Origin of the sequence: Micromonospora sp. URMC 105 (assembly GCF_051386295.1) — a bacterium.
GTDB lineage: Bacteria > Actinomycetota > Actinomycetes > Mycobacteriales > Micromonosporaceae > Micromonospora.
The window spans coordinates 37,272-61,292 of the sequence record NZ_JBPQTL010000027.1 but is presented as its reverse complement, the minus strand read 5'-3'; the positions used below and the strand labels follow the sequence as shown (position 1 = coordinate 61,292).

Annotated in this window: 21 protein-coding genes and 1 tRNA gene; 10 read left to right on the top strand and 12 right to left on the bottom strand. The window is 72.6% G+C overall.

Features of this window, described 5'->3' with window-relative positions; genetic code table 11:
• The coding region (locus tag ACSNN7_RS12070) for a hypothetical protein (RefSeq protein ID WP_436680826.1) at positions 1 to 1,391 on the top strand (1,391 nt) is incomplete at its 5' end.
• A gap of 4 nt (positions 1,392 to 1,395) precedes the next feature.
• Here the strand turns inward: ACSNN7_RS12070 and coaE are convergent.
• Positions 1,396 to 2,577, bottom strand: a complete 1,182-nt coding sequence (gene coaE, locus ACSNN7_RS12065; RefSeq protein ID WP_436680828.1) for a dephospho-CoA kinase — start codon at positions 2,575 to 2,577, stop codon at positions 1,396 to 1,398.
• Between the two features lie 319 nt (positions 2,578 to 2,896).
• Entirely contained in the window at positions 2,897 to 4,390 is a 1,494-nt protein-coding gene (gene rpsA, locus ACSNN7_RS12060) for a 30S ribosomal protein S1 (protein WP_043967455.1), read from the bottom strand.
• A 415-nt stretch (positions 4,391 to 4,805) separates the two neighbouring features.
• Here rpsA and ACSNN7_RS12055 point away from each other — a divergent pair, with 415 nt between their 5' ends.
• The 4 genes from ACSNN7_RS12055 to ACSNN7_RS12040 all read left to right on the top strand — a co-directional run bounded on the left by ACSNN7_RS12055 (position 4,806) and on the right by ACSNN7_RS12040 (position 6,951).
• Positions 4,806 to 5,606, top strand: coding sequence for a class I SAM-dependent methyltransferase (locus ACSNN7_RS12055; RefSeq protein WP_436680825.1), 801 nt, complete (start codon positions 4,806 to 4,808; stop codon positions 5,604 to 5,606).
• 191 nt (positions 5,607 to 5,797) lie between these two features.
• A complete protein-coding gene (locus ACSNN7_RS12050; RefSeq protein ID WP_436680824.1) occupies positions 5,798 to 6,265 on the top strand; it encodes a Uma2 family endonuclease in 468 nt (155 codons plus the stop codon).
• A gap of 46 nt (positions 6,266 to 6,311) precedes the next feature.
• On the top strand, positions 6,312 to 6,530 hold the full coding sequence (locus tag ACSNN7_RS12045; RefSeq protein ID WP_436680823.1) for a DUF2945 domain-containing protein: 219 nt from the start codon (positions 6,312 to 6,314) through the stop codon (positions 6,528 to 6,530).
• Entirely contained in the window at positions 6,517 to 6,951 is a 435-nt protein-coding gene (locus ACSNN7_RS12040) for a DUF3140 domain-containing protein (RefSeq protein ID WP_436680822.1), read from the top strand. Before ACSNN7_RS12045 ends, ACSNN7_RS12040 begins: the two co-directional genes overlap by 14 nt.
• A 97-nt stretch (positions 6,952 to 7,048) precedes the next feature.
• On the opposite strand, the gene polA is transcribed toward ACSNN7_RS12040, so the two are convergent.
• The 8 genes from polA to ACSNN7_RS12000 form a co-directional block, all read right to left on the bottom strand.
• Entirely contained in the window at positions 7,049 to 9,748 is a 2,700-nt protein-coding gene (gene polA / locus ACSNN7_RS12035; protein ID WP_436680821.1) for a DNA polymerase I, read from the bottom strand.
• A 135-nt stretch (positions 9,749 to 9,883) separates the two neighbouring features.
• Complete coding sequence (locus tag ACSNN7_RS12030) at positions 9,884 to 10,597, bottom strand: ABC transporter ATP-binding protein (RefSeq protein WP_436680820.1); 714 nt, start codon at positions 10,595 to 10,597, stop codon at positions 9,884 to 9,886.
• On the bottom strand, positions 10,584 to 11,525 hold the full coding sequence (locus ACSNN7_RS12025; RefSeq protein ID WP_436680819.1) for an ABC transporter ATP-binding protein: 942 nt from the start codon (positions 11,523 to 11,525) through the stop codon (positions 10,584 to 10,586). Before ACSNN7_RS12025 ends, ACSNN7_RS12030 begins: the two co-directional genes overlap by 14 nt.
• Positions 11,518 to 12,675, bottom strand: a complete 1,158-nt coding sequence (locus tag ACSNN7_RS12020) for a branched-chain amino acid ABC transporter permease (RefSeq protein WP_436680818.1) — start codon at positions 12,673 to 12,675, stop codon at positions 11,518 to 11,520. Before ACSNN7_RS12020 ends, ACSNN7_RS12025 begins: the two co-directional genes overlap by 8 nt.
• Positions 12,672 to 13,655 (bottom strand): branched-chain amino acid ABC transporter permease, encoded by a 984-nt coding sequence (locus ACSNN7_RS12015; RefSeq protein ID WP_436680817.1) that lies wholly within the window; start codon positions 13,653 to 13,655, stop codon positions 12,672 to 12,674. The genes ACSNN7_RS12020 and ACSNN7_RS12015 overlap by 4 nt, the downstream gene beginning before the upstream one ends.
• 64 nt (positions 13,656 to 13,719) lie before the next feature.
• Positions 13,720 to 14,868, bottom strand: a complete 1,149-nt coding sequence (locus ACSNN7_RS12010) for a branched-chain amino acid ABC transporter substrate-binding protein (RefSeq protein ID WP_436680816.1) — start codon at positions 14,866 to 14,868, stop codon at positions 13,720 to 13,722.
• Positions 14,869 to 15,120: 252 nt separating this feature from the next.
• A complete protein-coding gene (locus ACSNN7_RS12005; protein ID WP_436680815.1) occupies positions 15,121 to 16,317 on the bottom strand; it encodes a hypothetical protein in 1,197 nt (398 codons plus the stop codon).
• Between the two features lie 55 nt (positions 16,318 to 16,372).
• Positions 16,373 to 16,993 carry an ANTAR domain-containing response regulator gene (locus ACSNN7_RS12000; protein ID WP_154943735.1) on the bottom strand — a complete coding sequence of 207 codons (621 nt, stop codon included), beginning with the start codon at positions 16,991 to 16,993 and terminating at the stop codon, positions 16,373 to 16,375.
• A gap of 95 nt (positions 16,994 to 17,088) precedes the next feature.
• Between ACSNN7_RS12000 and ACSNN7_RS11995 the strand changes: the two genes are divergently transcribed.
• A tRNA-Leu gene (locus tag ACSNN7_RS11995) sits at positions 17,089 to 17,172 on the top strand.
• Between the two features lie 98 nt (positions 17,173 to 17,270).
• A complete protein-coding gene (locus ACSNN7_RS11990; RefSeq protein WP_436680814.1) occupies positions 17,271 to 17,954 on the top strand; it encodes a transcriptional regulator in 684 nt (227 codons plus the stop codon).
• A 77-nt stretch (positions 17,955 to 18,031) separates the two neighbouring features.
• On the opposite strand, the gene ACSNN7_RS11985 is transcribed toward ACSNN7_RS11990, so the two are convergent.
• Positions 18,032 to 19,207 (bottom strand): trans-sulfuration enzyme family protein, encoded by a 1,176-nt coding sequence (locus ACSNN7_RS11985; protein ID WP_436680813.1) that lies wholly within the window; start codon positions 19,205 to 19,207, stop codon positions 18,032 to 18,034.
• 83 nt (positions 19,208 to 19,290) lie between these two features.
• On the opposite strand from ACSNN7_RS11985, the gene ACSNN7_RS11980 reads away from it, so the two are divergent.
• The 3 genes from ACSNN7_RS11980 to ACSNN7_RS11970 all read left to right on the top strand — a co-directional run bounded on the left by ACSNN7_RS11980 (position 19,291) and on the right by ACSNN7_RS11970 (position 22,519).
• Positions 19,291 to 19,770, top strand: a complete 480-nt coding sequence (locus tag ACSNN7_RS11980) for an Lrp/AsnC family transcriptional regulator (protein ID WP_334450514.1) — start codon at positions 19,291 to 19,293, stop codon at positions 19,768 to 19,770.
• A 63-nt stretch (positions 19,771 to 19,833) separates the two neighbouring features.
• A complete protein-coding gene (locus ACSNN7_RS11975) occupies positions 19,834 to 20,829 on the top strand; it encodes an LLM class flavin-dependent oxidoreductase (RefSeq protein ID WP_436680827.1) in 996 nt (331 codons plus the stop codon).
• Between the two features lie 256 nt (positions 20,830 to 21,085).
• The gene (locus ACSNN7_RS11970) at positions 21,086 to 22,519 is read left to right on the top strand and encodes a pyridoxal-dependent decarboxylase (protein WP_436680812.1); all 1,434 of its coding nucleotides are present in this window, start codon (positions 21,086 to 21,088) and stop codon (positions 22,517 to 22,519) included.
• Between the two features lie 394 nt (positions 22,520 to 22,913).
• On the opposite strand, the gene ACSNN7_RS11965 is transcribed toward ACSNN7_RS11970, so the two are convergent.
• Positions 22,914 to 23,924, bottom strand: coding sequence for a sulfite exporter TauE/SafE family protein (locus tag ACSNN7_RS11965; RefSeq protein WP_436680811.1), 1,011 nt, complete (start codon positions 23,922 to 23,924; stop codon positions 22,914 to 22,916).
• Positions 23,925 to 24,021: the final 97 nt, after the last annotated feature.

Below are 24,021 nucleotides of genomic sequence, written 5' to 3'. Positions count from 1 at the left end.
CCGCCGCGGCACTGGTCGGCGGCCTGCTGAGCTGGGCGCCGCCGGGCGAGCCGGCCCGGGCCCTGACCCTGGTCGAGGCCGAGCGGCTGGCCGCCACCCGGGTCACCAACTACCGCGACGTGCGGGCCGGGGTCCGGGTGACCGTCGGAACCGGCGCCGCCCGCACCGACCTGGTCGGCTGGATCGACTGGGCCCGGCCCCTGGCCTACCTCGACGTCGGCGGGCCGGGCGCGGGCGGCGACCGGGGTCTGCTCCAGGCGACCCCCTCGGTCGTGGTGGTCCGCCCCGATCCCGCTGCGGTCCCGACGCCCGCCCTACCGCCGCCGGTGCCGCCGGCGGACCGCTGGCGGCTGCGCGAGCTGCCCGCCGACCGGGCGCTCGCCGGGGCGCTCGACGTGCTGTTCCGGCTGAGCGCGGACCGGGCCGAGCCGGCCGACCCGCTGCGCCACGGCGCGGGGCGCTGGGTGGGACGGGAGACGCTCGCCGGGGAGCCGGTGGACGTCCTGCAGGCCTCGCTGCCGGGTCGCCGGGTCGCCGCCGCCGACCCGACGACCAGCCCGCCCGCCCCGCCGGCGGCCGGCGACGGCGACCCCCGCTGGTGGGTCGACGGCGACTCCCGGCTGCACCGGTGGGAGGGGCGGCTCCCCGGCGGGCAGGTCGTCGCCGTCGAACTGGACCGCACCGACCGGCCCGCCATCTGGCCGGTCGAGGCGCTGGGCGGCCGGCCCGGGCTGCCCCGCGCGCTCACCGACGTCGAGGCCGACCGGCTGGCCCGGCTGCCCGCCCGGCTGCGGGCGCAGCCCGGCGCCGCGATCACCGTCGCCGTCCCGCTCGGCACCGCCGCCAACCTGCGTGGCTCGGGATGGTTGAGCTGGACGGGCGGGGTTGCCTACCTGTCGGTGGCCGAGCTGGACACCCTCGGCCGGCGTACCCTGCTGCGGCGCGACCGGGGCGGCTTCGCCCGCGCGGAGGTGCCGGTCGGGCCCGGTGTCGGCAGCGCCGGGCTCACCGGGCCGCCGCTGCCCCCGCCGGCCGGAGCCGCCTGGCGGACCAGTGCCCGCCCGTTGGACGACCTCGACCTGCTGGTCGACGCGGCGCTGCGGGCGCAGACGGCACCCGCCCGGCCCGGTGCCGCCGTGCGGCTGCGCACCGACCGGGTCGGCGGCCGGGTGGTCGAGGTGGTCGAGCTGCGCGCCCAGGGCCAGCGGCTGCGCTACTGGCTGGACCGCACCGGACTGCCGCGCCGGGTGGAGCTGCGCACCCGCGCGGGCGCCTGGGCGCAGCTGGACCTCACGCCGGAGGCGGTGCCGGCGGGGATCGTGCCGCCCCGGCCCGGGCCGCCCGCCCCCAGGAAACCGGCGGCACTCGCCCGCCCGGCGGGTGGCCGCTGACCGGTCAGGGCCGCCAGCCGGTCTGCGCCGCCCACTGCTCGGCCCGCAGGCACTCCTCGTCGAACCACGGATCCTTGGCCGTCGCGTACGCGCCGCTGTCCGGCGCCGTGGCCGCCAGCTCCCGCTTCACCATCAGGTAGGCGGCCCGCTGGTCCGGGTCGGCGCGCAGGTGGTCCCGCATCAACAGGGCGTACCGCCAGCCGGGCGAGCCGGCCACCCGCAGGTGGAGATGGACCGGGCGCGCCGGGTCGGCGCTGCCGTGCAACCGCTTCTCCCACCGCCCGGTACCGGCCGGCCGGGGGTTGTCCCACCACTCGCCCGGAAGCCGCGGGAATCCGGCCCGGGCGAGCCGGTCGGCGAGTGGACCGTCCGCCTCCGCCAGCGACGGCACGGTGAGCTGGATGTCGATCACGTCCTTCGCGGCGACACCGGGCACCGCGGTCGAGCCGATGTGGTCGACGCGCAGGTCCGCCGGGGCGACCGCGTGCCGGATCCGGGCGGCCAGCCGGGCGTACTGCTGGGGCCAGGTCGGGTCCGGCTCGGCCAGCTCGACACGCTCCCGGTGGACCGCCCGCCGCTCGCGGACGTTGCGCTCGTAGGGCAGCAGCCGGTCCCGCCAGAGGGCGTCCACGGCGGCGTGCAGCTCGTCGAGGGACCCGTCGTTGGTGAGCACCACGTCCGCCGCCGCGCGCCGCCGGGCGTCGTCGGCCTGCGCGGCGATCCGCCGCTCCGCCTCCGCGCGGGGCATGCCCCGGTCCCGTTCCAGTCGCTCCAGCCGGGTGGTGACGGCCGTCTGCACGACGACCACCAAGTGGTACGTCGGCGCGAGCCCCACCTCGACCAGCAGCGGTACGTCGTTGACCACCACCGCGTCCGGCGGTGCCGCGGCGGCCAGCTCGGCGGTACGCGCCCGCACCCGCGGGTGGGTGATCGCCTCCAGCCGGCGGCGGGCCGTCTCGTCGGCGAAGACCACCGCGCCCAGCGCCGCCCGGTCCAGCGCGCCCCCGGCGTCGAGCACCCGGTCGCCGAAGGTGGCGACGATGTCCGCCAGCCCCTCGGTGCCCGGGGCGACCACCTCGCGGGCGACCCGGTCGGCGTCGATGATCACCGCGCCCCGCTCGGCCAGCCAGGCCGAGACGGCGCTCTTGCCGGAGCCGATTCCTCCGGTCAGTCCCACCATCAGCACCGGACCAGTCAACCGGATCACCGTCCACAGCACCAATCCGCGTCGGGGCGGGGACGGCGGTGTCCGCCCCGCCCCCGTTTGCGGCGGGTGGGGGTGTCCGGGAGTCGGCACACCCCCACCCGCCGCAAACCGGGTAGATCAAGCGACCCGCGCGGCCTCGGCCGGGGACCGGCCCACGGAGGCGCCCGGAGACACGCGAGGGCCCCGCCCCCGCGACCCGGTGGTGTACCGGATCGCGGGAACGGGGCCCGTCGTCGTCAGTGACGGCTCCAGGTCGCTCGCGCGGCGTCAGCCGCGCCGAGCTGGAGTTGTCACCGGGTCACTTGCCGCCGGCGAGCTTCTCCCGCAGAGCGGCGAGCGCCTCGTCGGTGGCCAGGGTGCCGGCCGGCTCCTCGGCCTGACGGCTCGGGGCCGTGCTGGTCGAGGTGGTGGTGCCGCCGGTGGACACGGCCGGAGCCGGGTTCGCAGCGGCCTCGGCGTCGGCGGCCCGAGAGGTCTGCACCTGCTTGGTGTGGGCCTCCCAGCGCTGACGCGCCTCGGCGTACTGGTTCTCCCAGGTCTCGCGCTGCTTGTCGTACCCCTCGAGCCACTCGCCCGTCTCCGGGTCGAAGCCCTCCGGGTAGATGTAGTTGCCCTCGGCGTCGTACGTCGCGGCCATGCCGTAGAGGGTCGGGTCGAAGTGCTCCTCGCCCTCGACGAAGCCCTCGTTGGCCTGCTTGAGCGACAGCGAGATGCGGCGGCGCTCCAGGTCGATGTCGATGACCTTGACCATGACCTCGGAGCCGACCTGCACGACCTGCTCCGGGATCTCCACGTGGCGCTCGGCCAGCTCGGAGATGTGGACCAGGCCCTCGATGCCGTCGTCCACCCGGACGAAGGCGCCGAACGGCACCAGCTTGGTGACCTTACCCGGCACGATCTGCTGGATCGCGTGGGTGCGGGCGAACTGCCGCCACGGGTCCTCCTGGGTCGCCTTCAGCGACAGCGAGACCCGCTCGCGGTCCAGGTCGACGTCCAGGACCTCGACCTCGACCTCCTGGCCCACCTCGACGACCTCGGACGGGTGGTCGATGTGCTTCCAGGAGAGCTCGGAGACGTGCACCAGGCCGTCCACGCCGCCCAGGTCGACGAACGCGCCGAAGTTGACGATCGAAGAGACGACGCCCTTGCGGACCTGCCCCTTCTGCAGCTTGTTGAGGAACTCGGTGCGCACCTCGGACTGCGTCTGCTCCAGCCAGGCCCGGCGGGACAGAACCACGTTGTTGCGGTTCTTGTCCAGCTCGATGATCTTGGCCTCGAGCTCGCGGCCGACGTACGGCTGCAGGTCGCGCACCCGCCGCATCTCGACCAGGGAGGCGGGCAGGAAGCCGCGCAGCCCGATGTCGAGGATGAGGCCGCCCTTGACCACCTCGATGACCGAACCGCGGACGACGCCGTCCTCGTCCTTGATCTTCTCGATCGTGCCCCAGGCCCGCTCGTACTGCGCCCGCTTCTTGGAGAGGATCAGACGACCCTCCTTGTCCTCCTTCTGGAGGACCAGGGCCTCGATGTGGTCACCGACCGAGACGACCTCGGCGGGGTCCACGTCGTGCTTGATCGACAACTCCCGAGAGGGAATGACGCCCTCGGTCTTGTAGCCGATGTCGAGCAGGACCTCGTCCCGATCGACCTTGACGACGGTGCCTTCGACAATGTCGCCGTCGTTGAAGTACTTGATGGTCTCGTCGATCGCGGCGAGGAAAGCCTCCTCGGAACCGAGATCGTCGTGGGTGACCCGGGTGGCGCTCGAGGGGGCCTCGATGCTGCTCGTCATGTGGGCGGTTGCTCCGGTCGGATGGGTTGTCACAGCAGGCGTGGTGTCGCGGTGACCATTTCGCGCCAGCGGATCCGCCTCCGGGCACACCGAACGATCGCCAAGTGAAGATCATTAGTGGCTCCGGTGACCGCGCACCTGCTCCCTGCCGAGGCACACGATCCGCGAGCGCATCGTCTAGCCTACCCGCTGCATTACCACAGCGTGCAAGGCCTCCCGTGTCCTCGCGACCTCGCCAGCTGCGAAAGGGGAGATTTCGGTGTCAAAGCGTCTCGACTGTCTCCCTTGTCACACCCGCCCCACCGGCAGAGAAGGTAGCGCACCGCCGTGGCCCGCGCCGACCCCCGACCCCGCTGTCGCGTGCGCCGGGCCGGTCGCCGTCGGCGCCGGCCCGGGCAGGGCCTAGCGTGAGCGGGTGGACGACGACAGGGTGACCCGACGGCGGGTCGGCGACGCGGAGACCCGCCGGGCCAACCGGGGCTGGTGGGACACCGACGCCGACGACTACCAGGCCGAGCACGGCGGGTTCCTCGGCGACGTCGACTTCGTCTGGTGCCCGGAGGGCCTGCGCGAGGCCGACGCCCGCCTCCTCGGCGAGGTCGCCGGCCGCCGCGTCCTGGAGGTCGGCTGCGGCGCCGCGGCGTGCGCGCGCTGGCTGGCCGCCCAGGGCGCCCGGCCGGTCGCGTTCGACCTCTCCGCCGGCATGCTGCGGCACGCCGCGCAGGCCGCCGCCACCACCGGGGTACGCGTACCGCTGGTGCAGGCCGACGCGCTGGCGCTGCCCTTCGCCGACGGGGCGTTCGACATCGCCTGCACCGCCTTCGGCGCCATCCCCTTCGTCGAGGACTCCGCCGCCCTGATGGCCGAGGTGGCCCGGGTATTGCGCCCGGGCGGCCGGTGGGTGTTCTCGGTGACCCACCCGATGCGCTGGATCTTCCTCGACGACCCGGGCGAGGGTGGGCTCACCGCCGTGCACCCGTACTTCGACCGCTCCCCCTACGTGGAGCAGGACGAGCGCGGCGTGGCCACCTACGTCGAGCAGCACCGCACCCTGGGCGACCGGGTGCGCGAGCTGGTCGGGGCGGGATTCCGCCTGGTCGACCTCATCGAGCCGGAGTGGCCCGAGGGACACGAGGGCGTCTGGGGGCAGTGGAGCCCGCTGCGCGGGCGGCTCTTCCCCGGCACCGCCATCTTCGTCACCGAGAAGCCGGTCTGACGGGCTCGCCGCACCCGGAGTCCGGCCCGGGTGACATCGACGGCGTTACGCTGTGCCGGTTAGCGCCGAGCCCATCCCGACACCTGGCCCCTGGTGTCCGGATCCGATGCGGCAGCAGCGTGCCGACTACACGCTGGAGGACCTGCTCGCCCTGCCGGACGACGGCCCCCCGCGTCGAACTCGTCGACGGAGTGATCCAGGGGACGCCCTCCCCCACCCTGGGCCAGCAGGACATCGCGTTCCTGCTGCGACTGTGGCTCCACTCCCGGGTTCCGGCCCGCCTGCGCGTCGCCCAGGCGGTCGGAGTGGGGTTGAGTCACAACACCAGCCGCCAGCCGGACGTGCTGCTGTACCGCGCCGAGGTACCGCCTGACCGGTTCCAGCTCCGGCCCGCCGACGTCGTCCTCGCCGTGGAGATCGTCTCGCCCGGCACCCGGCGGGTCGACCGGTTCGCCAAACCGGGCGAGTACGCCGCCGCCGGCATCCCGCTCTATTGGCGCATCGAGCAGGATCCGGTGCACCTCTACGCGTACCGGATCGGCGACCGGGTCGGCCCCGGCGGCGAACGGCAGTACGAGCTGGTGGCCGACAGCGCCGAGCTGATCGAGCTCACCGAGCCGTTCGACATCAAGCTCCCGATCGCCGAGATCACCCCGTAGCCCGCGGGCATCGTTTCGCTGCATCGGCCCCGGGTAACCGCCGGGCATGGCCGAGAAGGAGTTCCAGACGGGCGACCACGTCTCCTGGGCCAGTCACAGCGGTCGGGCGCACGGCGTGGTCAAGGAGAAGATCACCGAGCGGACGCACGTGCGGGGGCGCACCGTGAACGCGTCGCCGGAGGACCCGCAGTACCGCATCCGCAACGACCACTCAGGCCGGGACGCCGCCCACCGACCGGAGGTGCTGCGCCATGAGCCGAGCTGACGACGGGCAGGACACCTACCGGGAGTTCACCGAGGCAGTGAACATGAAGCCCGGTGAGCTGTCGAGCTGGCTGAAGACCGACGAGTCCAAGCAGGTGGGCTGGCACAAGGGCGGCCGTTCCGGCGGCGGCGAGTCGGTCGGGCACGAGTCCGGCCGGAGGATCATCGATCTGCTGCGCCGTAAGCGCGGCGAACTCTCGGAGAACGACTACAAGCACATGCGCAAGGTGGTCGGGTACGTCCGCCGGCACATGGCCCAGCGCCCCTCCGGCGACGTCCGCGACACCAAGTGGCGCTGGTCCCTGATGAACTGGGGCCACGACCCCCTCAAGGGTCCGCTTCCGCCCCCGGGCGGCCCGTCCCGGCGGGCCCTCGAGCGGCACGGCACACCGCCGAAGGAGCGCCGAGGACCCGGACGCTGACTGCCGCCCTCGCGCCGGACGCGGCGGCCGGGGCCGGGTTCCCGAGGCCGCGAGGCGCTGCCCCGCGGCCCGGCGGGCCCGGCCCGGCCGTCACCCGTCAGTGGTCGGCGCTGTTCCAGTCCCGCCCCTCGCCGACGGACACCTCCAGCGGCACCGACAGCGGGTACGCCGCGCCCATCTCCCGTCGCACCAGCTCCTCCAGCTCCTCCCGCTCGCCGGGAGCCACCTCGAAGACCAGTTCGTCGTGGACCTGGAGCAGCATCCGGGAGCGCAGGCCGGCGTCGCGCAGCGCGGTGTCGACGTGCAGCATGGCGACCTTGATGATGTCGGCGGCGGAACCCTGGATCGGGGCGTTGAGCGCCATCCGCTCGGCGATCTCCCGGCGCTGCCGGTTGTCGCTGACCAGGTCGGGCAGGTAACGCCGGCGACCCAGGATGGTGGAGGTGTAGCCGTCCTGCCGGGCCCGGGCGACCACCTCGTGCAGGTAGTCGCGGATCCCGCCGAAGCCGGCGAAGTAGTTCTCCATCAGCCCGCGCGACTCCTCGGCGCTGATCCCGAGCTGCTGGGAGAGGCCGAACGCGCTCAGCCCGTACGCCAGGCCGTAGTTCATCGCCTTGATCTTGCGACGCTGGTCGGCGGTGACCTCGGCAACCGGCACGGCGAAGACCGACGAGGCGGTGGCGGCGTGGAAGTCGTGGCCGGAGTTGAACGCCTCGATCAGCGCGTCGTCCGACGACAGGTGCGCCATGATCCGCATCTCGATCTGGCTGTAGTCGGCGGTGAGCAGGCACTCGTAGCCCTCCCCCACCACGAAGGCCCGGCGGATTCGCCGCCCCTCCTCGGTGCGGATGGGGATGTTCTGCAGGTTGGGCTCGGTGGACGAGAGCCGGCCGGTGGCCGCCACCGTCTGGTTGAAGGTGGTGTGGATCCGGCCGTCGTCGGAGACGGACTTGAGCAGGCCGTCCACGGTCGACTTGAGCTTGGCGACGTCGCGGTGGCGCAGCAGGTGCTCCAGCACCGGGTGCGGGTTCTGCGCGTAGAGCCACTGCAGGGCGTCGGCGTCGGTGGTGTAGCCGGTCTTGATCTTCTTGGTCTTGGGCAGGCCCAGCTCGCCGAAGAGGATCTCCTGCAGCTGCTTGGGCGAGCCCAGGTTGAACTCCCGGCCCACCGCCTCGTACGCGCCCTGCGCCGCGGCCTTCACCTCGGCCGCGAAGTGGGCCTCCAGCTCCGACAGGTACTGCGTGTCGGCGGCGATGCCGACCCGCTCCATGCCGGCGAGCACCCGCATCAGCGGCAGCTCCACCCCGGCCATCAGCCGGGCGGACTGCTCGCCGTCGCGGGACAGCTCGGCGTCGATCGCGTCGGCCAGGTCGAGGGTGGCCCGGGCCTGGAGCATGAGGTTCTGCTCCGCCTCGCCGTCGTTGCCCAGCCCGTCGAGGGTGAGCTGCCCGGTCTCCGGGGCGTCGACCCGCAGCTCGCGGTGCAGGTACCGCAGGGCCAGGTCGGTCAGGTCGTAGGAGCGCTGGTCGGGGCGGGCCAGGTAGGCGGCGATCTGGGTGTCGCGGGCGATGCCCTCCAGCGACCAGCCGTGCGCGCCCAGCGCGAGCACCGCGGGCTTGCTGTCGTGCAGCACCTTGGGGCGGGTGGCGTCGGCCAGCCAGCCGCCCAGCGCCGCCTCGTCGGCCGGCTCCAGCCGGGCCGGGTCGCACCAGGCCGCCGCCCCGCCGGCGGTGGCCAGCGCCAGGCCGGTCACCGAGGCCGTGTGCCGGCGGTTCGGGCCGGTGTCGAGCTTGACGGCCAGCCCCACCGGGGTGCCGGCCGGGGCGTGCGTCTCCAGCCAGCCGGCCAGCGCCCCCGGCTCGGTCAGCACCTCACCGGCCAGGTCGAACCCGGCCTCGGCCTCCGGCTCCACGGCCTCCAGGTACTGGTAGAGCCGGTCGCGCAGGATGCGGAACTGGAGGGTGTCGAAGACCTGGTGCACGGCCTCCCGGTCCCAGCCCTGCCAGCGGGCGTCCTCGGGGCGGACCGGCAGCTCCAGGTCGGAGACCAGGCAGTTGATCTCGTAGTTGCGGATCACGTCGGCCAGCCGCTCGCGCAGGCTGTCGCCGGCCTTGCCCTTGATCTCGTCGGCCCGGGCGACGACGCCCTCGACCCCGCCGTAGGTGTTGATCCACTTGGCCGCGGTCTTCGGGCCGACGCCGGGGATGCCGGGCAGGTTGTCGCTGGTCTCACCGACCAGGGCGGCCAGGTCGCGGTAGCGCTGCGGACCGACGCCGTACTTCGCCTCGATCGCCGCCGGGTCCATCCGGGCCAGGTCGGAGACGCCCTTGCGCGGGTAGAGCACGGTGATCTGGTCGCCGACGAGCTGGAACGCGTCCCGGTCGCCGGTGCTGATCAGCACCGACATGCCCTGGTCCCGGGCCTGGCAGGCGAGGGTGGCGATGACGTCGTCGGCCTCGTAGCCCTCCTTCTCCACCACCGGGATGCGCAGCGCCGCCAGCACCTCCTTGACCAGGCTGACCTGGCCCTTGAAGTCCGACGGGGTCTCGCTGCGGCCGGCCTTGTACTCCGCGTACTTCTCGGTGCGGAAGGAGCGTCGGGAGACGTCGAAGGCGACGACGATGTGGGTGGGCTGCTCGTCGCGGAGCACGTTGATCAGCATCGAGGTGAAGCCGTAGACCGCGTTGGTCGGCTGCCCGGTCGTGGTGGAGAAGTTCTCCACCGGCAGGGCGAAGAAGGCCCGGTATGCCAGGGAGTGTCCGTCGACGAGGAGCAGGCGCGGCGTCGTAGCTGTCACGGCAGCGACTCTAGCCCGTACCGCCGACAACCCCCGCCCGCGGCACCGCCCCGCCGGGGAAAACCGACATCCGGGCGGACGCCGGACGGGCGCCCGCCCCGCGAGGGGACGGACGGCCGCCGACGGTACGACGCCTCAGGCGACGCCGAGGTACGCCTCCTTGACCGCCGGGTCGGTGAGCAGGTCCTGACCGGACCCCTCCTTCACGATCCGGCCGGTCTCCAGCACGTAGCCGCGGTGGGCCCGGGAGAGCGCCTGCTGCGCGTTCTGCTCCACCAGCAGGATCGTGGTGCCCTGCTGGTTGATCTCCGTGATGATGTCGAAGATCTGCCGGATGACCATCGGGGCCAGGCCCATCGACGGCTCGTCGAGCAGCAGCAGCTTCGGCCGGCTCATCAGCGCCCGGCCGACGGCGAGCATCTGCTGCTCGCCGCCGGAGAGCGTGCCGCCGGCCTGCTTGCGCCGCTCCCGCAACCGCGGGAAGAGCTCGAGCACCTTCTCCAGGTCGGCGGCGATGCCGGCGGAGTCCCGCCGGGTGTACGCCCCCATGTCGAGGTTCTCCAGCACAGTCATGCCGGGGAAGATCTGCCGGCCCTCGGGCGACTGGCACAGCCCCCGGACGACCCGCAGGTCGGCCCGGAGCTTGCTGATGTCCTCGCCGTTGAAGGTGATCCGGCCGCCGGAGAGCGCCCGGGTCCCGGAGATGGCCCGCATGGTGGTGGTCTTGCCGGCGCCGTTCGCGCCGATCAGGGCCACCACCTCACCCTCGTTGACGGTCAGGCTGATGCCGTGCAGGGCCTCGATGCGGCCGTACGACACGCTGACGTCGTTCAGCTCAAGCAGCGTCATCGGCGGACTCCCCCAGGTATGCGGCGATCACCTTCGGGTCCCGACTGACCTCGGCGGGCGCCCCTTCGGCGATCTTGCGGCCGAACTCCAGCACCACGATCCGGTCGGTGACCCCCATGACCAGGCGCATGTCGTGCTCGATGAGCAGCACGGTCAGCCCCATGTCACGGATCTTGCGGATCAGGGCGAGCAGTTCCTCCTTCTCCGCCGGGTTGAAGCCGGCGGCCGGCTCGTCCAGGCAGATCAGCTTCGGCTCGGTGGCCAGCGCGCGGGCGATCTCCAACCGGCGCTGGTAGCCGTACGGCAGGTTGCGCGCCGCGTCGTTGGCCCGGTCGGCGATCCCGACGAAGCGCAGCAGCTCCAGCGCCTTGGCCTCGGCGGCCCGCTCCTCCAGGATGTGCCGGGACAGCCCGAACGTCTGCGCGAACGACCGCCGGATCTGCTGCCACGTCCGGGCGATGCCCGACGCGGCGGTGACCTGCGGCAGCTCGTGCGGCTTGGGCTTGTGCCGGGGCAGCCGGAACAGCGCCCCCGGCACGCTGGTCTTGTGCCGGGAGTCGGTCCCGACGATGACGTTCTCCAGCGCGGTCATCTCCGGGAACAACCGGATGTTCTGGAACGTCCGGGAGATGCCCATCCGGCTGATCTGGTGCGGCTTGCGACCGGTCACCCGCTCGCCGGCGAACCGGACCGACCCGGAGGTCGGCTTGTAGACGCCCGTCATCACATTGAACGTGGTGGTCTTGCCCGCCCCGTTCGGCCCGATCAGCCCCAGGATCTCACCCTGGTGGATCTCGAAGCTGATCTTGTCGAGGGCGACCACGCCACCGAAACGGAGCGTGACGTCGTCGACCTCCAGCAGCACGGGGCGGGGCCCCGGCTGGGTCGGAATCTTCGGCGCCAAAGTGCCGGTGGTCTCGTCAGACATGAGCGGGCGCCTCCTCTGCTTCCGCCGCGCGATCCTTCAGCTCACGGGTCCGCCGCCGGCTCGGGATGAGGCCCTGCGGACGCAGGATCATCACCAGCACCATGGCGAGGCCGAAGGCCAGCCAACGGTAGTCGGCGACCTCCCGGAACCGCTCCGGAAGGTAGGCCAGCAGGATCGCACCCAGCGACACCCCGACCATGTTGCCCGACCCGCCGACCACGACCATGGCGACGAAGAGGATCGACAGGTTCGCGTTGAACTGGGTGGGGTCGATGAACGCGTTACGGCTGGCGAACAGGAACCCGGAGAGCCCGCCCAGGGCCGCGCCGATGGCGAACGCCCAGAGCTTGAACTTGAACGGGTAGACGCCCATCACCGCGGCGGCGTCCTCGTCCTCCCGGACGGCGAGCCAGGCCCGGCCCACCCGGCTGTGCTCCAGCCGGCGCACCGCGAAGACCATCAGCAGCACCGCGGTCAGGGCCAGCCAGTACCACGGCTTCGCGTCGATGAGGCCGAAGATCTGGTTCTCCGCCGAGGGCGGACCCTCGGGACCCGGGATGGCCGAGATGCCCTGCGGGCCGTTGGTGACCGACTCCGAGTTCCGGGCGATGATGCGGATGATCTCACCGAAGCCCAGCGTCACGATCGCCAGGTAGTCACCGCGCAGGCGCAGCGTCGGCCAGCCCAGCAGCACCCCGAAGACCATGGTGAGCACGATCGCCAGCAGCAGACAGATCGCCCAGGTCACCGCCCAGGTCGGCGGCAGGTCGAACTCGTTCTGGATCCATTTGACCACGGGCGAGTTGACCGAGCCGAAGAGCGCGACACTGTACGCGCCGACGGCGAAGAAGCCGATGTAGCCGAGGTCGAGCAGGCCGGCCAGGCCGACCACCACGTTCAGGCCGATCGCGACCAGCACGTAGATGGCGCAGACGAAGAGCACGCCGGCCCAGTTGTTGCCACCCGCAATAAAGTCGGTGCGCAGCCAGGTCAGGCCGGGAATGCCGAGGTACGGCAGGTAGTACAGGAAAGCCACCAGGGCGACGAACGCGAGGATCCGCTGCCACTTCGGCAGCGCCTTGAATCGGTCCCCGACGGAAGTCAGCAAACTGACCCGCCGACGGTCCGCGGACCGGATCTTGTCGATCATGCTCGGGCCCTCCCCAGCGACTCACCCAACAGGCCGGTCGGTCGGAACATCAGCACCACGATCAGGACGACGAACGCGATGACGTCCTCCCACTGGGACGTGAACAGGGTCGCGCCGTAGACCTCGACGATGCCGAGGAACAGGCCACCCACCAGCGCGCCGCGCAGGTTGCCGATGCCGCCGAGCACCGCGGCGGTGAACGCCTTGAGCCCGAGCACGAAGCCGATGCTGTTCTGGGTGAAGCCGAACCGCATGCTCCACAGCAGCGCGGCCGCGCCGGCCATGATGCCGCCGAGCACGAAGATCAGCATGATCACGCGCTCCTGGTTGACGCCCATCAGCGCCGCCGTCTCCGGGTTCTGCGCCACCGCCCGCACGCCCCGGCCGTACCGGGTGCGGTTGATGAACCAGTCCAGCAGCGCCATCATCACGATGGCCGAGACGAACACGATCACCTGGATGTTGGTGATCGCCGTGCCGCCGATCTCGATCAGCGTCTCCTGCTTGATGATCGTCGGCATGCCGACGATCTGCCGGGCCCGGCCGAACAGCGACGGCAGCGCGCCGCCGGCCACGTCGGGCAGGAGCAGGCCGAAGACCTCGACCAGCACCAGGGAGAGGCCGATCGCGGTGATCAGGAAGATCAGCGGCGGCGCGTTCTTGCGCCGCAGCGGACGGTAGGCGATCCGCTCGATCGCCAGGGCCGTGCCGCCCGAGGCGACCGCAGCGGCGATCAGACCGAGCACCAGGAAGAGGATGGCCTGGCCGGCCGGGGGGTTATTTTCCACGCCGAACGCGGTCCACACGCCCAGCACCGCGAAGGTGCCGACCATGAAGACCTCGGAGTGGGCGAAGTTGATCAGACGCAGCACGCCGTACACGAGGGTGTAGCCCAGGGCGATCAGGGCGTAGATCGCCCCCTTGGACAACCCGTCGACGGTGTGCTGGCCGAGGTGGCCGAAGAGTTCGTCGAAATTCACCGGGGTCTCCTTGCATCGAGTGCGGCCGGGGACAACACCCCGGCCGCACTCCAGTGCCGTGTCGTCAGCTGAGCTTGAGCTCCTGCAGAGCAGCGATCTCCGTGCCCTTGATCTGGTACGCCCAGATGACGACCTTCGACGGGTCGACGTCACCCTTGGCGTCGAACTTGATGTACTTCGACACGCCCTGCTTGTCGTAGGACTTCACGTAGGCGAGGATGTCGGCCCGGCTCTTCTTGCCGTCCTTGAACGCGTCCAGGTAGATCTTGGCCGCGTCGAAGCCCTCAGCGCCGTAGGAACCCGGCGCCTGGCCGAACTCCTTCTGGTAGTCGGCGGAGAAGGTGCCGCCGGCCTTGTCGGCCGGGAGGCAGGGGCAGGTGATGATGGCGCCCTCGGCGCCACCGGAGGCGCCCTGCGGGAACGCCGGGTCGTACAGACCGTCCGGGCCGACGAACTTGGCCTGGATACCGGCCGCGCGCATCTGCTTCACCAGCGGAGCGGCCTCACGGGTGTAACCGCCGTAGAAGACGAAGTCCGCCTGCGCCGCCTTGATCTTGGAGATGGTCGCGTCGAACTGCGACTGCTTCTCCTGGATCTTGTCGGTGCCGGCCAGCGACCCACCGAGGTTCTTGCCCAGCTCGGCGGTGATACCCGCGCCGTAGGCGCTGCCGTCGTCGATGGTGAAGACCTTGGCCGCGTTCTGCGACTTCAGGTAGGTCGCCACCGCGCCCGCCTGGGTGCCGTCGTTGCCGACCACCCGGAAGAAGGACGTGTTGCCCTTCTGGGTCAGGTCGGTCCGGGTCGCCGAGGGGCTGACCATGGCCAGGCCGGCGGCCTGGTAGATCGGCATGGTGGCGTCGGACTCGCCGGAGAAGTGACCACCGATCACGCCGAGGAACGAGGTGTCGCCGGCGATCTGGTTCGCGAACGGGGTGGCCACCGCCGGGTCACCCTGGGTGTCGAACTCCTGCAGGGTGACCTTGCAGTCCTTGTTCTGCTCGTTGAACTGCTTGACGGCGAGCTTCGCGCCGTTCAGCGACGGCAGCACCAGACCGGCGTTGTCACCGGTGAACGCGCCGAAGATAGCGATCTTGCCACCGCAGTCACCGGACGCGGCGGTGTCGCCACCACCCGAGTCCTGGCAACCCGCGGCGCCGACCATCGCCGCAGCGATCGCGGCGGCTCCGAGCACCCGTACATAGCTACGCCTCACGGCTTCCTGACCTCCTCCAGAAGCAGAAGGCGACTGCACCGAGAGGACGGCGACTGCACAGCCCGCACCACCACCCCACCCGGCAGGGACGCCCCTGCGTTACGGCTCGTGATGGCGGAGCGTACCTACACTCATACGGCCGAGGAAGGGCTTGAGGCGTGGTCTGCCAAACCGTTACGAAGACGTGCGCGATCGATACGGACGCCGTAACAGGTCGTTCCTTGAGCGGTCCTTAATGCCTCAGGTGCGCCCTCATCGCGGGACGGCGGGCATCGGGGCCGACCACGCCCCGGACCGGACGCCCTCGTCGGCGAAGAGCCAGAGCCGCTCCCCCACCGCCACCACCGCCACGTCCCGGTCCGCCCCGGCGGGCACGGAAACGGGCAGCTCAACACCCCGCCAGGAGGCACCGAGGTCGGTGGAGACCCACACCGAACGGGACGTGCCGTCGGAAACCGACGCGACCAACCGCCCGCCCGCGGCCACCAGCCCGTCCACCGCCGGCACCCCGGACCGGGCGCCCGCGGCCGGCGACGCCACCGCGCCACCGAAGCCACCCACCGCCGTCCAGCCCCCGCGGTCTGCCCGCCAGGCGCCGAAGGTCTGCCCGAGCAGCCCGAGCGCCACCGGAACGCCGTCGACCAGGACCACCCGTTGCAACTCCTCGTAACGGTCCGTGCCGGGCAGCGCCGTCCGCGACCAGGTGCGGCCGTCGGGCGACGACCAGGCCACCGGGTCGCGGTCGATCCGGCCGGCGGGCAGCACCCCACCCACCGCCAACCACCCCTCGGGTACGCCCACCGCGTCGAACGCCCAGCTGACCCCCCGCCCGTCGCTGGCCAGCTCCGGCGCCCCCTCCACCAGCGCGAAGTCCGCCGCGTCCGGGGACACCCAGGCCGCCGCGCCACTGGACCGGTTGCCGACGATCAGCCAGCCCGCCGGGCCGCCCGTCAGGCGGGACACGTTCACCGCCGTCGGCCCGCCGTACGTCTCGAATGAGGCCGACACCTCGACCAGCCCACCGTCGGGGCGCTGCCGCCAGGTGCTCACCCGGGGGTAGCCGTGCGCGCCGCCGACCTTCGCGCCGATCACCGCCAGCGCGCCGTCGCGGCAGCCGGCCGAGTAGAGCACGTTCTGCCGGCCGTAGAAGGAATCCGCGGCGATCGGCACGGCCGTCCAGCTCGTACCGTCCCGGCTGGTCCAGGCGGCGGGACGGGTCCCCCCGGCGGCGTCGGCGACGCCGCCCACGGCGTACCACCGGCCGGCGCAGGCCGTCGCGTCGCGCAGCAGCGCACGGCCCGGCGGACCGGTCGGTGCGGGCAGGGTCAGCGGCTGCCACGCCGGACGGACGGGTGCCTCGGCGCGGCGCGGCGCGGGCGCCGGATCACAGGCGGCGGCCAGTAGCACGGCGAGGACGCCGAGCACCGCGAGCACGCGCCGAGTGGACACGCGTCGATGCTAGCCATCGCCGATCATTCCCGGGACCCGCCGGGCCCGGGAAGCCTCAGGCGGTCGGCTGCGCGACCTCGCCGCCGGCGGTCTCCGCGAGAATCCGCTCGGCGACCTCCTTCATGGTCATCCGGTGGTCCATCGCCGTGCGCTGGATCCACTTGAACGCCTGCGGCTCGGTCATGCCGTACGTGGTCATCAGCGCGCCCTTGGCCCGCTCCACGGTCTTGCGGATCTCCAGCCGGTCGGTGAGGCCGGCGACCTCCGACTCCAGGGCCGCGATCTCCGAGTAGCGCGACAGGGCGATCTCCACCGCCGGCACCAGGTCGCTCTTCTGGAAGGGCTTGACCAGGTACGCCATCGCGCCCGCCGCCCGGGCCCGCTCCACCAGGTCGCGCTGGCTGAACGCGGTCAGGATGATCACCGGGGCGATCCGGGCGCCGGCGATCCGCTCGGCGGCGGCCAGCCCGTCCATGATCGGCATCTTGATGTCGAGGATGACCAGGTCCGGCTTGAGCTCCTCGGCCAGCCGGACGGCGGTCTCGCCGTCACCGGCCTCGCCGACGACCTCGTAGCCCTCCTCGACCAGCATCTCGGCCAGGTCCAGCCGGATGAGCGCCTCGTCCTCGGCGATCAGTACGCGCCTGCGCTCGGCATCCGTCTGCGTCTCGGCCACGAGCCACTCCCACCATCGATCTCGGCACGGCTACCACCCATGCTCTCGCAGAAGCCTAGTCGGGTACAGTGAGCCACACCCTCCGCAGGGGTGACGCCGGGATGATGGAATCGGCAGACATGAATGCCTCAAAAGCATTTGCCCGAGAGGGCGTGCGGGTTCGAGTCCCGCTCCCGGCACTTTTGTCATACACGTGTTCGATGATGCAGAGGTGCACCCACCTGAGCTGCGAGCACGTGCCCGCGCCCTCCGCGCCCGTGGCCACAACATCCAATCGGTGGCGCGCACCCTCTCGTTGCCCTACACCACGGTGTGGCACTGGTGCGTCGACCGACCGGAGCCGGCGATGTTCGGCACGGCGGTCCGGTGCTTCCGCTGTTCACCCGCTGTCGAAAATCCGACCGATCCGGCGGCCTACTCCTACCTGCTCGGCCTGTATCTCGGCGACGGACATCTGGTCACGACCGACCGGGTGCCGGTGCTTCGCATCTACTGCGCCGACGCGTGGCCCGGCCTGATCGACGCCTGCGACAGCGCGATGAAGGCGGTGCTGGCGAACAAGGTCCAGCGGATACAGAAGCGCGGCTGCGTCGCCGTGCAGAGCACCGGCAAGCACTGGCCTTGCCTGCTCCCTCAGCACGGGCCGGGTAAGAAGCACGAACGGCCGATCATCCTGGCTGACTGGCAGCGGAAGATCGTCACCGCGCATCCGGGCCACTTCCTGCGCGGGCTGTTTCATTCCGACGGCAGCCGGTTCGCCAACCGGGTGACCGTCCGCGGCAGGACCTATGTCTATCCGCGCTACATGTTCTCGAACCGGTCGGCCGACATCATGGGCCTCTGCCAGTGGGCGCTCGACCTGCTCGGCATCGCCTGGCGGATGAATCTGCCATGGTCGCTCTCCGTGGCCCGGCGCGAAGCCGTCGCCACCCTTGACCGGCACGTCGGCCCGAAATCATGACCCCGGTGGCCACAGCGGGGCGGCCGCAGGCGGGCACCCGGTCGGCCACGACATCGGCGAGCGCCGGCCCGTGCTGATCAGATCGACGCGAGTGCGCGCTCCAGGTCGGCGCGCAGGTCCTCCGGGTCCTCCAGCCCGACGGAAATCCGCAGCAGACCACCGTCCGGCTTGGCGTCCCCCTCCACCGGCCGGTGGGTGAGCGACGCCGGATGCTGGATCAGGGTGTCCACCCCGCCGAGCGACACCGCGTGCGTGATCAGTTCGCAGGCGCCGGCGGCCGCGGCGGCAGCGGGTGCGCCGCCGCGTACCTCGAAGGCGAGCAGGCTGCCGGTGCCGGACATCTGGCGGCCGACCAGGCCGGCCGGGTCGTGGACCGACGGGTGGTGCACCCGGACGACGGCCGGGTGGCCGGCGAGCCAGGCGGCGAGCTTCTCCGCGCCGGCCTGCTGGGCGCGGACCCGCAGCGGCAGGGTCTGCAGGCCCCGGTGCAGCAGGTACGCGCCGAGCGGGTGCAGCACGGCGCCGGTGACGGCGCGCACCTGGCGCAGCCGGGCGGCCCAGTCGGCGTCGCAGACGACGACGCCGGCGAGCACGTCGCCGTGGCCGCCGATGCTCTTGGTGGCGCTGTGCAGCACGAGGGCGGCGCCGTGCCGGGCGGGCTGCTGGAGCACCGGCGTGGCGACGGTGTTGTCGACCAGCAGCGGGACGTCGCCGGCGGCGGTGGCGAGCGCGGCGATGTCGACCAGGTCGAGGGTGGGGTTGGCGGGCGTCTCGACGATCACCAGGGCGGTGTCGGGGCGGACGGCAGCGGCGACCTCGTCGGGGCGGGCCCAGGTGACCTCGGTGCCGAGCAGCCCGGTGGCGAGCACGTGGTCGGTGCCGCCGTAGAGGGGGCGGACGGCGACGACGTGCCGCTTGCCGTCGCGGGTGGCGGCGAGCAGCGCGGCGGTCAGGGCGGCCATGCCGCTGGCGAAGGCGACCGCCGCGGCGGCGCCCTCCAGTTCGGCGAGGGCGGTCTCGAAACGCGCCACCGTCGGGTTCCACAGCCGCTGGTAGACGGCGCTGGCGCCGGCCGGGAGCGTGCCGCCGGTGGCGAGCAGCTCGTACGCGTCGCCGCCGCCCTCGACCGAGGGCAGCGGGTTGGTGGTGGAGAGGTCGATCGGCGGCACGTGGACGCCGAGCGCTGCGAGGTCGTCGCGGCCGGCGTGCACGGCCCGGGTGTCCACCGTCGTCATGCCGGAAGCGTCGAACAAAGAGCCAGCGGAGGGCAAGAGATTCGAAGATGATTCTGCGTATGGCGCTTTCGTTGTCGCAGTATTCGCGGGAAGATGGTCACATGCCCTCTGCGCCGAATGATGTGCGGCCCTTCGCCGCGCTGGACGACGTCGACCGAGCGATCCTGACCGAGTTGGCCGCCGACGGCCGGTTGCCGAACAACGCCCTCGCCGAGCGGGTGGGGGTGGCGCCCTCGACCTGCCTGACCCGCACCCGGGCGCTGCGCGACTGCGGGGCGATCCGCGGCTTCCACGCCGAGGTGGATCCGGCCGCGGTGGGGTTGCCGTTGCAGGCGCTGGTGTCGGTCCGGCTGACCGCGCACGAGCGGCCCGCGGTGGACGCCTTCCGGGCCCGCTCGGTACGGCTGCCCGGGGTGGTGTCGGTGTTCCACGTGGCCGGCGCGGAGGACTACGTGCTGCACGTGCGGGCGGCGTCCGGGGACGCGCTGCGCGACTTCGTGCTGGACCACCTGGCCGTGGACCCGGCGGTGCAGCACACCCAGACCAGCCTGATCTTCGAGCAGGCGCGCGGCATGGGCTGATGCCGGGCGAGGGGAACAATTCAGGCGGGCGCCGAGTTGATCACAGGCGTGATCGACGTACCGATGTCTGTTCTCGACCTTGCCCCCGTGGCCCGGGGCGCGTCCGCCGGGGAGGCCCTGCGGGCCACCACCGAGCTGGCCCGCCGCACCGAGGAGCTGGGCTACCGGCGGTTCTGGGTGGCCGAGCACCACAACATGCCGGCGATCGCCAGCTCCGCGCCGGCGGTGCTGCTGGCCCACCTGGCGGCGCACACCGCCACGATCCGGCTGGGCTCGGGCGGGGTGATGCTGCCCAACCACGCCCCGCTGGTGGTGGCGGAGCAGTTCGGCACCCTGGAGGCGCTGCACCCGGGCCGGATCGACCTGGGCATCGGGCGCGCGCCCGGCACCGACCAGGTGACCGCGCTGGCGTTGCGCCGCACGATGGAGGGGCTGTCGGCGGAGGGTTTCCCCCGCGAGCTGGCGGATCTGATGAACTACTTCAGCGGGGACGAGCCGGGGCAGATCACCGCCACTCCGGGGCTCGGCCAGTCCCCCGCGGTCTGGCTGCTCGGGTCGAGCGGGTTCAGCGCCCGGCTGGCCGGGTTGCTCGGGTTGCCGTTCTCGTTCGCGCATCACTTCAGCGCGCAGCACACGCTGCCGGCGTTGCAGGTGTACCGGGAGAACTTCCGTCCGTCGCGCTGGCTGGACGAGCCGTACGCGATGGTGGCGGTCAACGTGGTCTGCGCGGAGACCGACGAGCGGGCGGAGTGGCTGGCCGGGCCGAGCGCGCTGTCGTTCCTGAAGCTGCGTTCGGGGCGGCCGGAGCCGCTCGCCACTCCCGAGGAGGCGGCGGCGTACCCGTTCAACGAGTTCGAGCGCGAGTTCGTGCGGCAGCGCCGCGAGGGGCAGGCGATGGGTTCGCCGGAGACGGTCCGCCGGCAGCTGGGCGACCTGCTCGCCCGCACCGCCGCGGACGAATTGATGATCACCACGATGGTGTACGACGTGGCCGACCGGGTGCGTTCGTTCGAACTTCTCGCCGGTGAGGTGGCCGGCGGGCTCAGCCGGAATGCCTGAAACACGCTCTTCATACCCACGTCACCCCACCGTCGCGCGGCGCGCCTAACTTAATCACCGGTGGTGGTACGGCACACCCGGTCGGGACGGGTCGGGGGTGCTGCGGTGTGGAGCACCGGGTCGCCAGTGTGCGGATTCCGCGCTGGCGACCCGGTGCCTACCGGGACCCGGCGAGGCACCCCGGGTGTCGAGCGGCCGTCGACCGCCGCGAGCCGGCACGCTTGCCCGCGCGGCATCGGTTTGGTCGACTCGTCGGATGGCTGAGCACATGGACCCGGAGGAGTTCCGCCGCGCCGGGTACGCGGTGGTGGACTGGATCGCCGACTACTGGACGACGCTGGGGAAGCGGCCGGTGACCTCGCAGGACCCGCCCGGCGCGGTGGCGGCGGCGCTGCCCGCGCACCCGCCCGAGCACGGCGAGCCGATCCAGAACGTGCTCGCCGACCTGGACACCCTGATCACGCCCCGGCTGACGCACTGGCAGCACCCCGGGTTCTTCGGCTACTTCCCGGCCAACACCTCCGGCCCCAGCGTTCTCGGTGACCTGGTCAGCTCCGGCCTCGGCGTGCAGGGCATGCTCTGGGCCACCGGCCCGGCCTGCACCGAGCTGGAGACGGTGATGCTGGACTGGCTCGCCGGGATCATGGGCCTGCCGGAGAAGTTCCGCTCCACCGGCCGGGGCGGCGGAGTCATCCAGGACTCGGCCTCCTCGGCCACCCTGGTCGCCACCCTGGGCGCGCTGCACCGGGCCGGCGGCGGCCGGTGGCGCACGGCGGGGGTCGACCGGCGGTACCGGGCGTACACCTCCACCCAGGGGCACTCGTCCATCGAGAAGGCGGCGCGGATCGCCGGGCTGGGCGAGGACGGGGTGCGCCCGATCGAGGTGGACCCGGGGACGCTGGCCATGCGCCCGGCGGCGCTGCGCGCGGCGATCGAGGCCGACCGGGCCGCCGGGGACGTACCGGCGATCGTGGTGGCCACCGTCGGGACGACCTCCACCACCGCCGTCGACCCGCTGCCGGAGATCGGGGCGATCTGCGCCGAGTACGGCGTATGGCTGCACGTCGACGCCGCGTATGCGGGCGCGGCGGCGGTCTGCCCCGAGCTGCGCTGGTCGCACGCCGGGCTGGAGCAGGCCGACTCGTACTGCTTCGATCCGCACAAGTGGCTGCTCACCGGCTTCGACTGCGACGCGTTCTGGGTGGCCGACCGAGGCGAGCTGATCGAGGCGCTGACGGTGATGCCGGAGTTCCTGCGCAACGCCGCCACCGAGTCCGGCGCGGTGATCGACTACCGGGACTGGCAGGTACCGCTGGGACGACGCTTCCGGGCGCTGAAGCTCTGGTTCGTGCTCCGCTGGTACGGCGTCGAGGGGCTGCGGGCGCACATCCGGAGCGGCATCGCCCTGGCCGACCGGTTCGCCGGCCGGGTGGCGGCCGACGACCGGTTCGCCCTCGCCGCGCCGCACCCGTTCTCGCTGGTCTGCTTCCGGCTGCGGGCCGGCGACGAGGCGAGCGCCGCGCTGCTGGCCCGGGTCAACGGCACCGGGCGGGTGCACCTGACGCACACCCGGGTCGGCGGCCGGTACACGCTGCGGCTGGCGGTCGGCTCGCCGCTGACCACCGAGGAGCACGTGGACGAGGCGTGGGGGTTGCTGGCCGCCGCCGCGAGCGAGGTGCTCGCCGACTGACCCCTTTGCGGCGGGCGGCGGCCGGCGGCAGTCTCCCTGACGAGCAATATGCCTGTGAGTCATATTTATGCCTCACAGGCATATCGCTCTCGGGAACATCCACCCGCAGCCCGGTGACGCTGGGTGAGCAGCCGACTCCCGTCGAGCCTGTCGTGCCCCCGGCCCCCGCGGGGTCTTGCCGATCGCGGCCCGCCGCTCGTGGGGCCGGGTCAGCCGCGTCGATCGGCCCGTGCCGAGCCGGGCCGGGCCGGCCGCCGAGCCGGGCCGGCCGCCGGGCCGGGTCGCCTCGGGCCGCCGCCTGGCAGGCCGCGTCAGGCCGGGCCGTGTCGGTGCCTCGCCGCCGGGTCGGTCTGTGTCGGCGGGCCGAAAGCGACTGCGGGCGTACCCGATCGGGTCAGCGGTCGGCCGTGGCCAGGCGCGACGGGTCCTGGACCGGCGCGGTGGCCGGCGAGCCGGCAAGCGCCGACGTGGCCGGCGTCGGCGTCGCGGCTCCCACCGGCCCGGCGTCGCCGGTCGCCGCGAGGGCGGCGTCGGCGGTGGCGCGGGCCCGGCGGGTACGGCGCAGCGCGCGCACCGCCAACGCCAGCGCGACCGCCCAGCCGACGGCGAGCAGCGCGTAGACCGCCGGGCGGACGGCGCCGCCCCACTCGCCGGCGCGCATCAGGGTGCGGGCGTTGGTCAGCACGATCACGCCGCCGATGGTCGCGCCGAGCAGTTGGGCCGGGACGATGCGGACCAGCCAGGCGGCGACCGGCGCGGCGATCAGGCCGCCGACCAGCAGCGCGGCCACGGTGGGCAGCAGGAAACCCTGGGTGCCCAGGCCGATCAGGAAGCCGATGCTGGCCGCGCCGGCGACCACGAACTCGGCGGTGTCGACGGAGCCGATCACCTTGCGCGGCTCCAGCCGGCCGGAGACCAGCAGTGCGGGCGTGGCGACCGGGCCCCAACCGCCGCCGCCGGTGGCGTCGACGAAGCCGGCGACCAGGCCGAGCGGGCCGAGGAACCGGGCGCGCAGGCCCCCGGCGGCGGCCCGGGGACGCAGCGGCCGGGAGAAGCGGACCAGCAGGTACGCGCCGAGGACGAAGAGGATGCCCGCCATCCACGGTGCGGCCGACTCGGTGGAGATGGCGCTGAGGAAGGTGGCCCCGGCGAAGGCGCCGAGCGCGCCCGGCACGGCGATCCGGGCGACCACCCGCCAGTCGACGTTGCCGAAGCGCCAGTGCGCGACGCCGGCGGCGAGGGTGGTGCCGATCTCGGCCAGGTGCACCGAGGCGGAGGCGGTGGCCGGGGCGATGCCCGCGAAGAGCAGCAGCGTGGACGAGGTCAGCCCGTACGCCATGCCGAGCGCCCCGTCGACGAGCTGGGCGGCCAGCCCGACCAGGGCGAGGACCAGAAGCTTGCGCACGCGCGCCCCTCCGAACTTTTCGGCATCTCCTATCGACTTGGTCGACAATGCGGCACGGCGGGGGCTGGGTCAAGCCCCTATCGGTGGGTGGGACGGC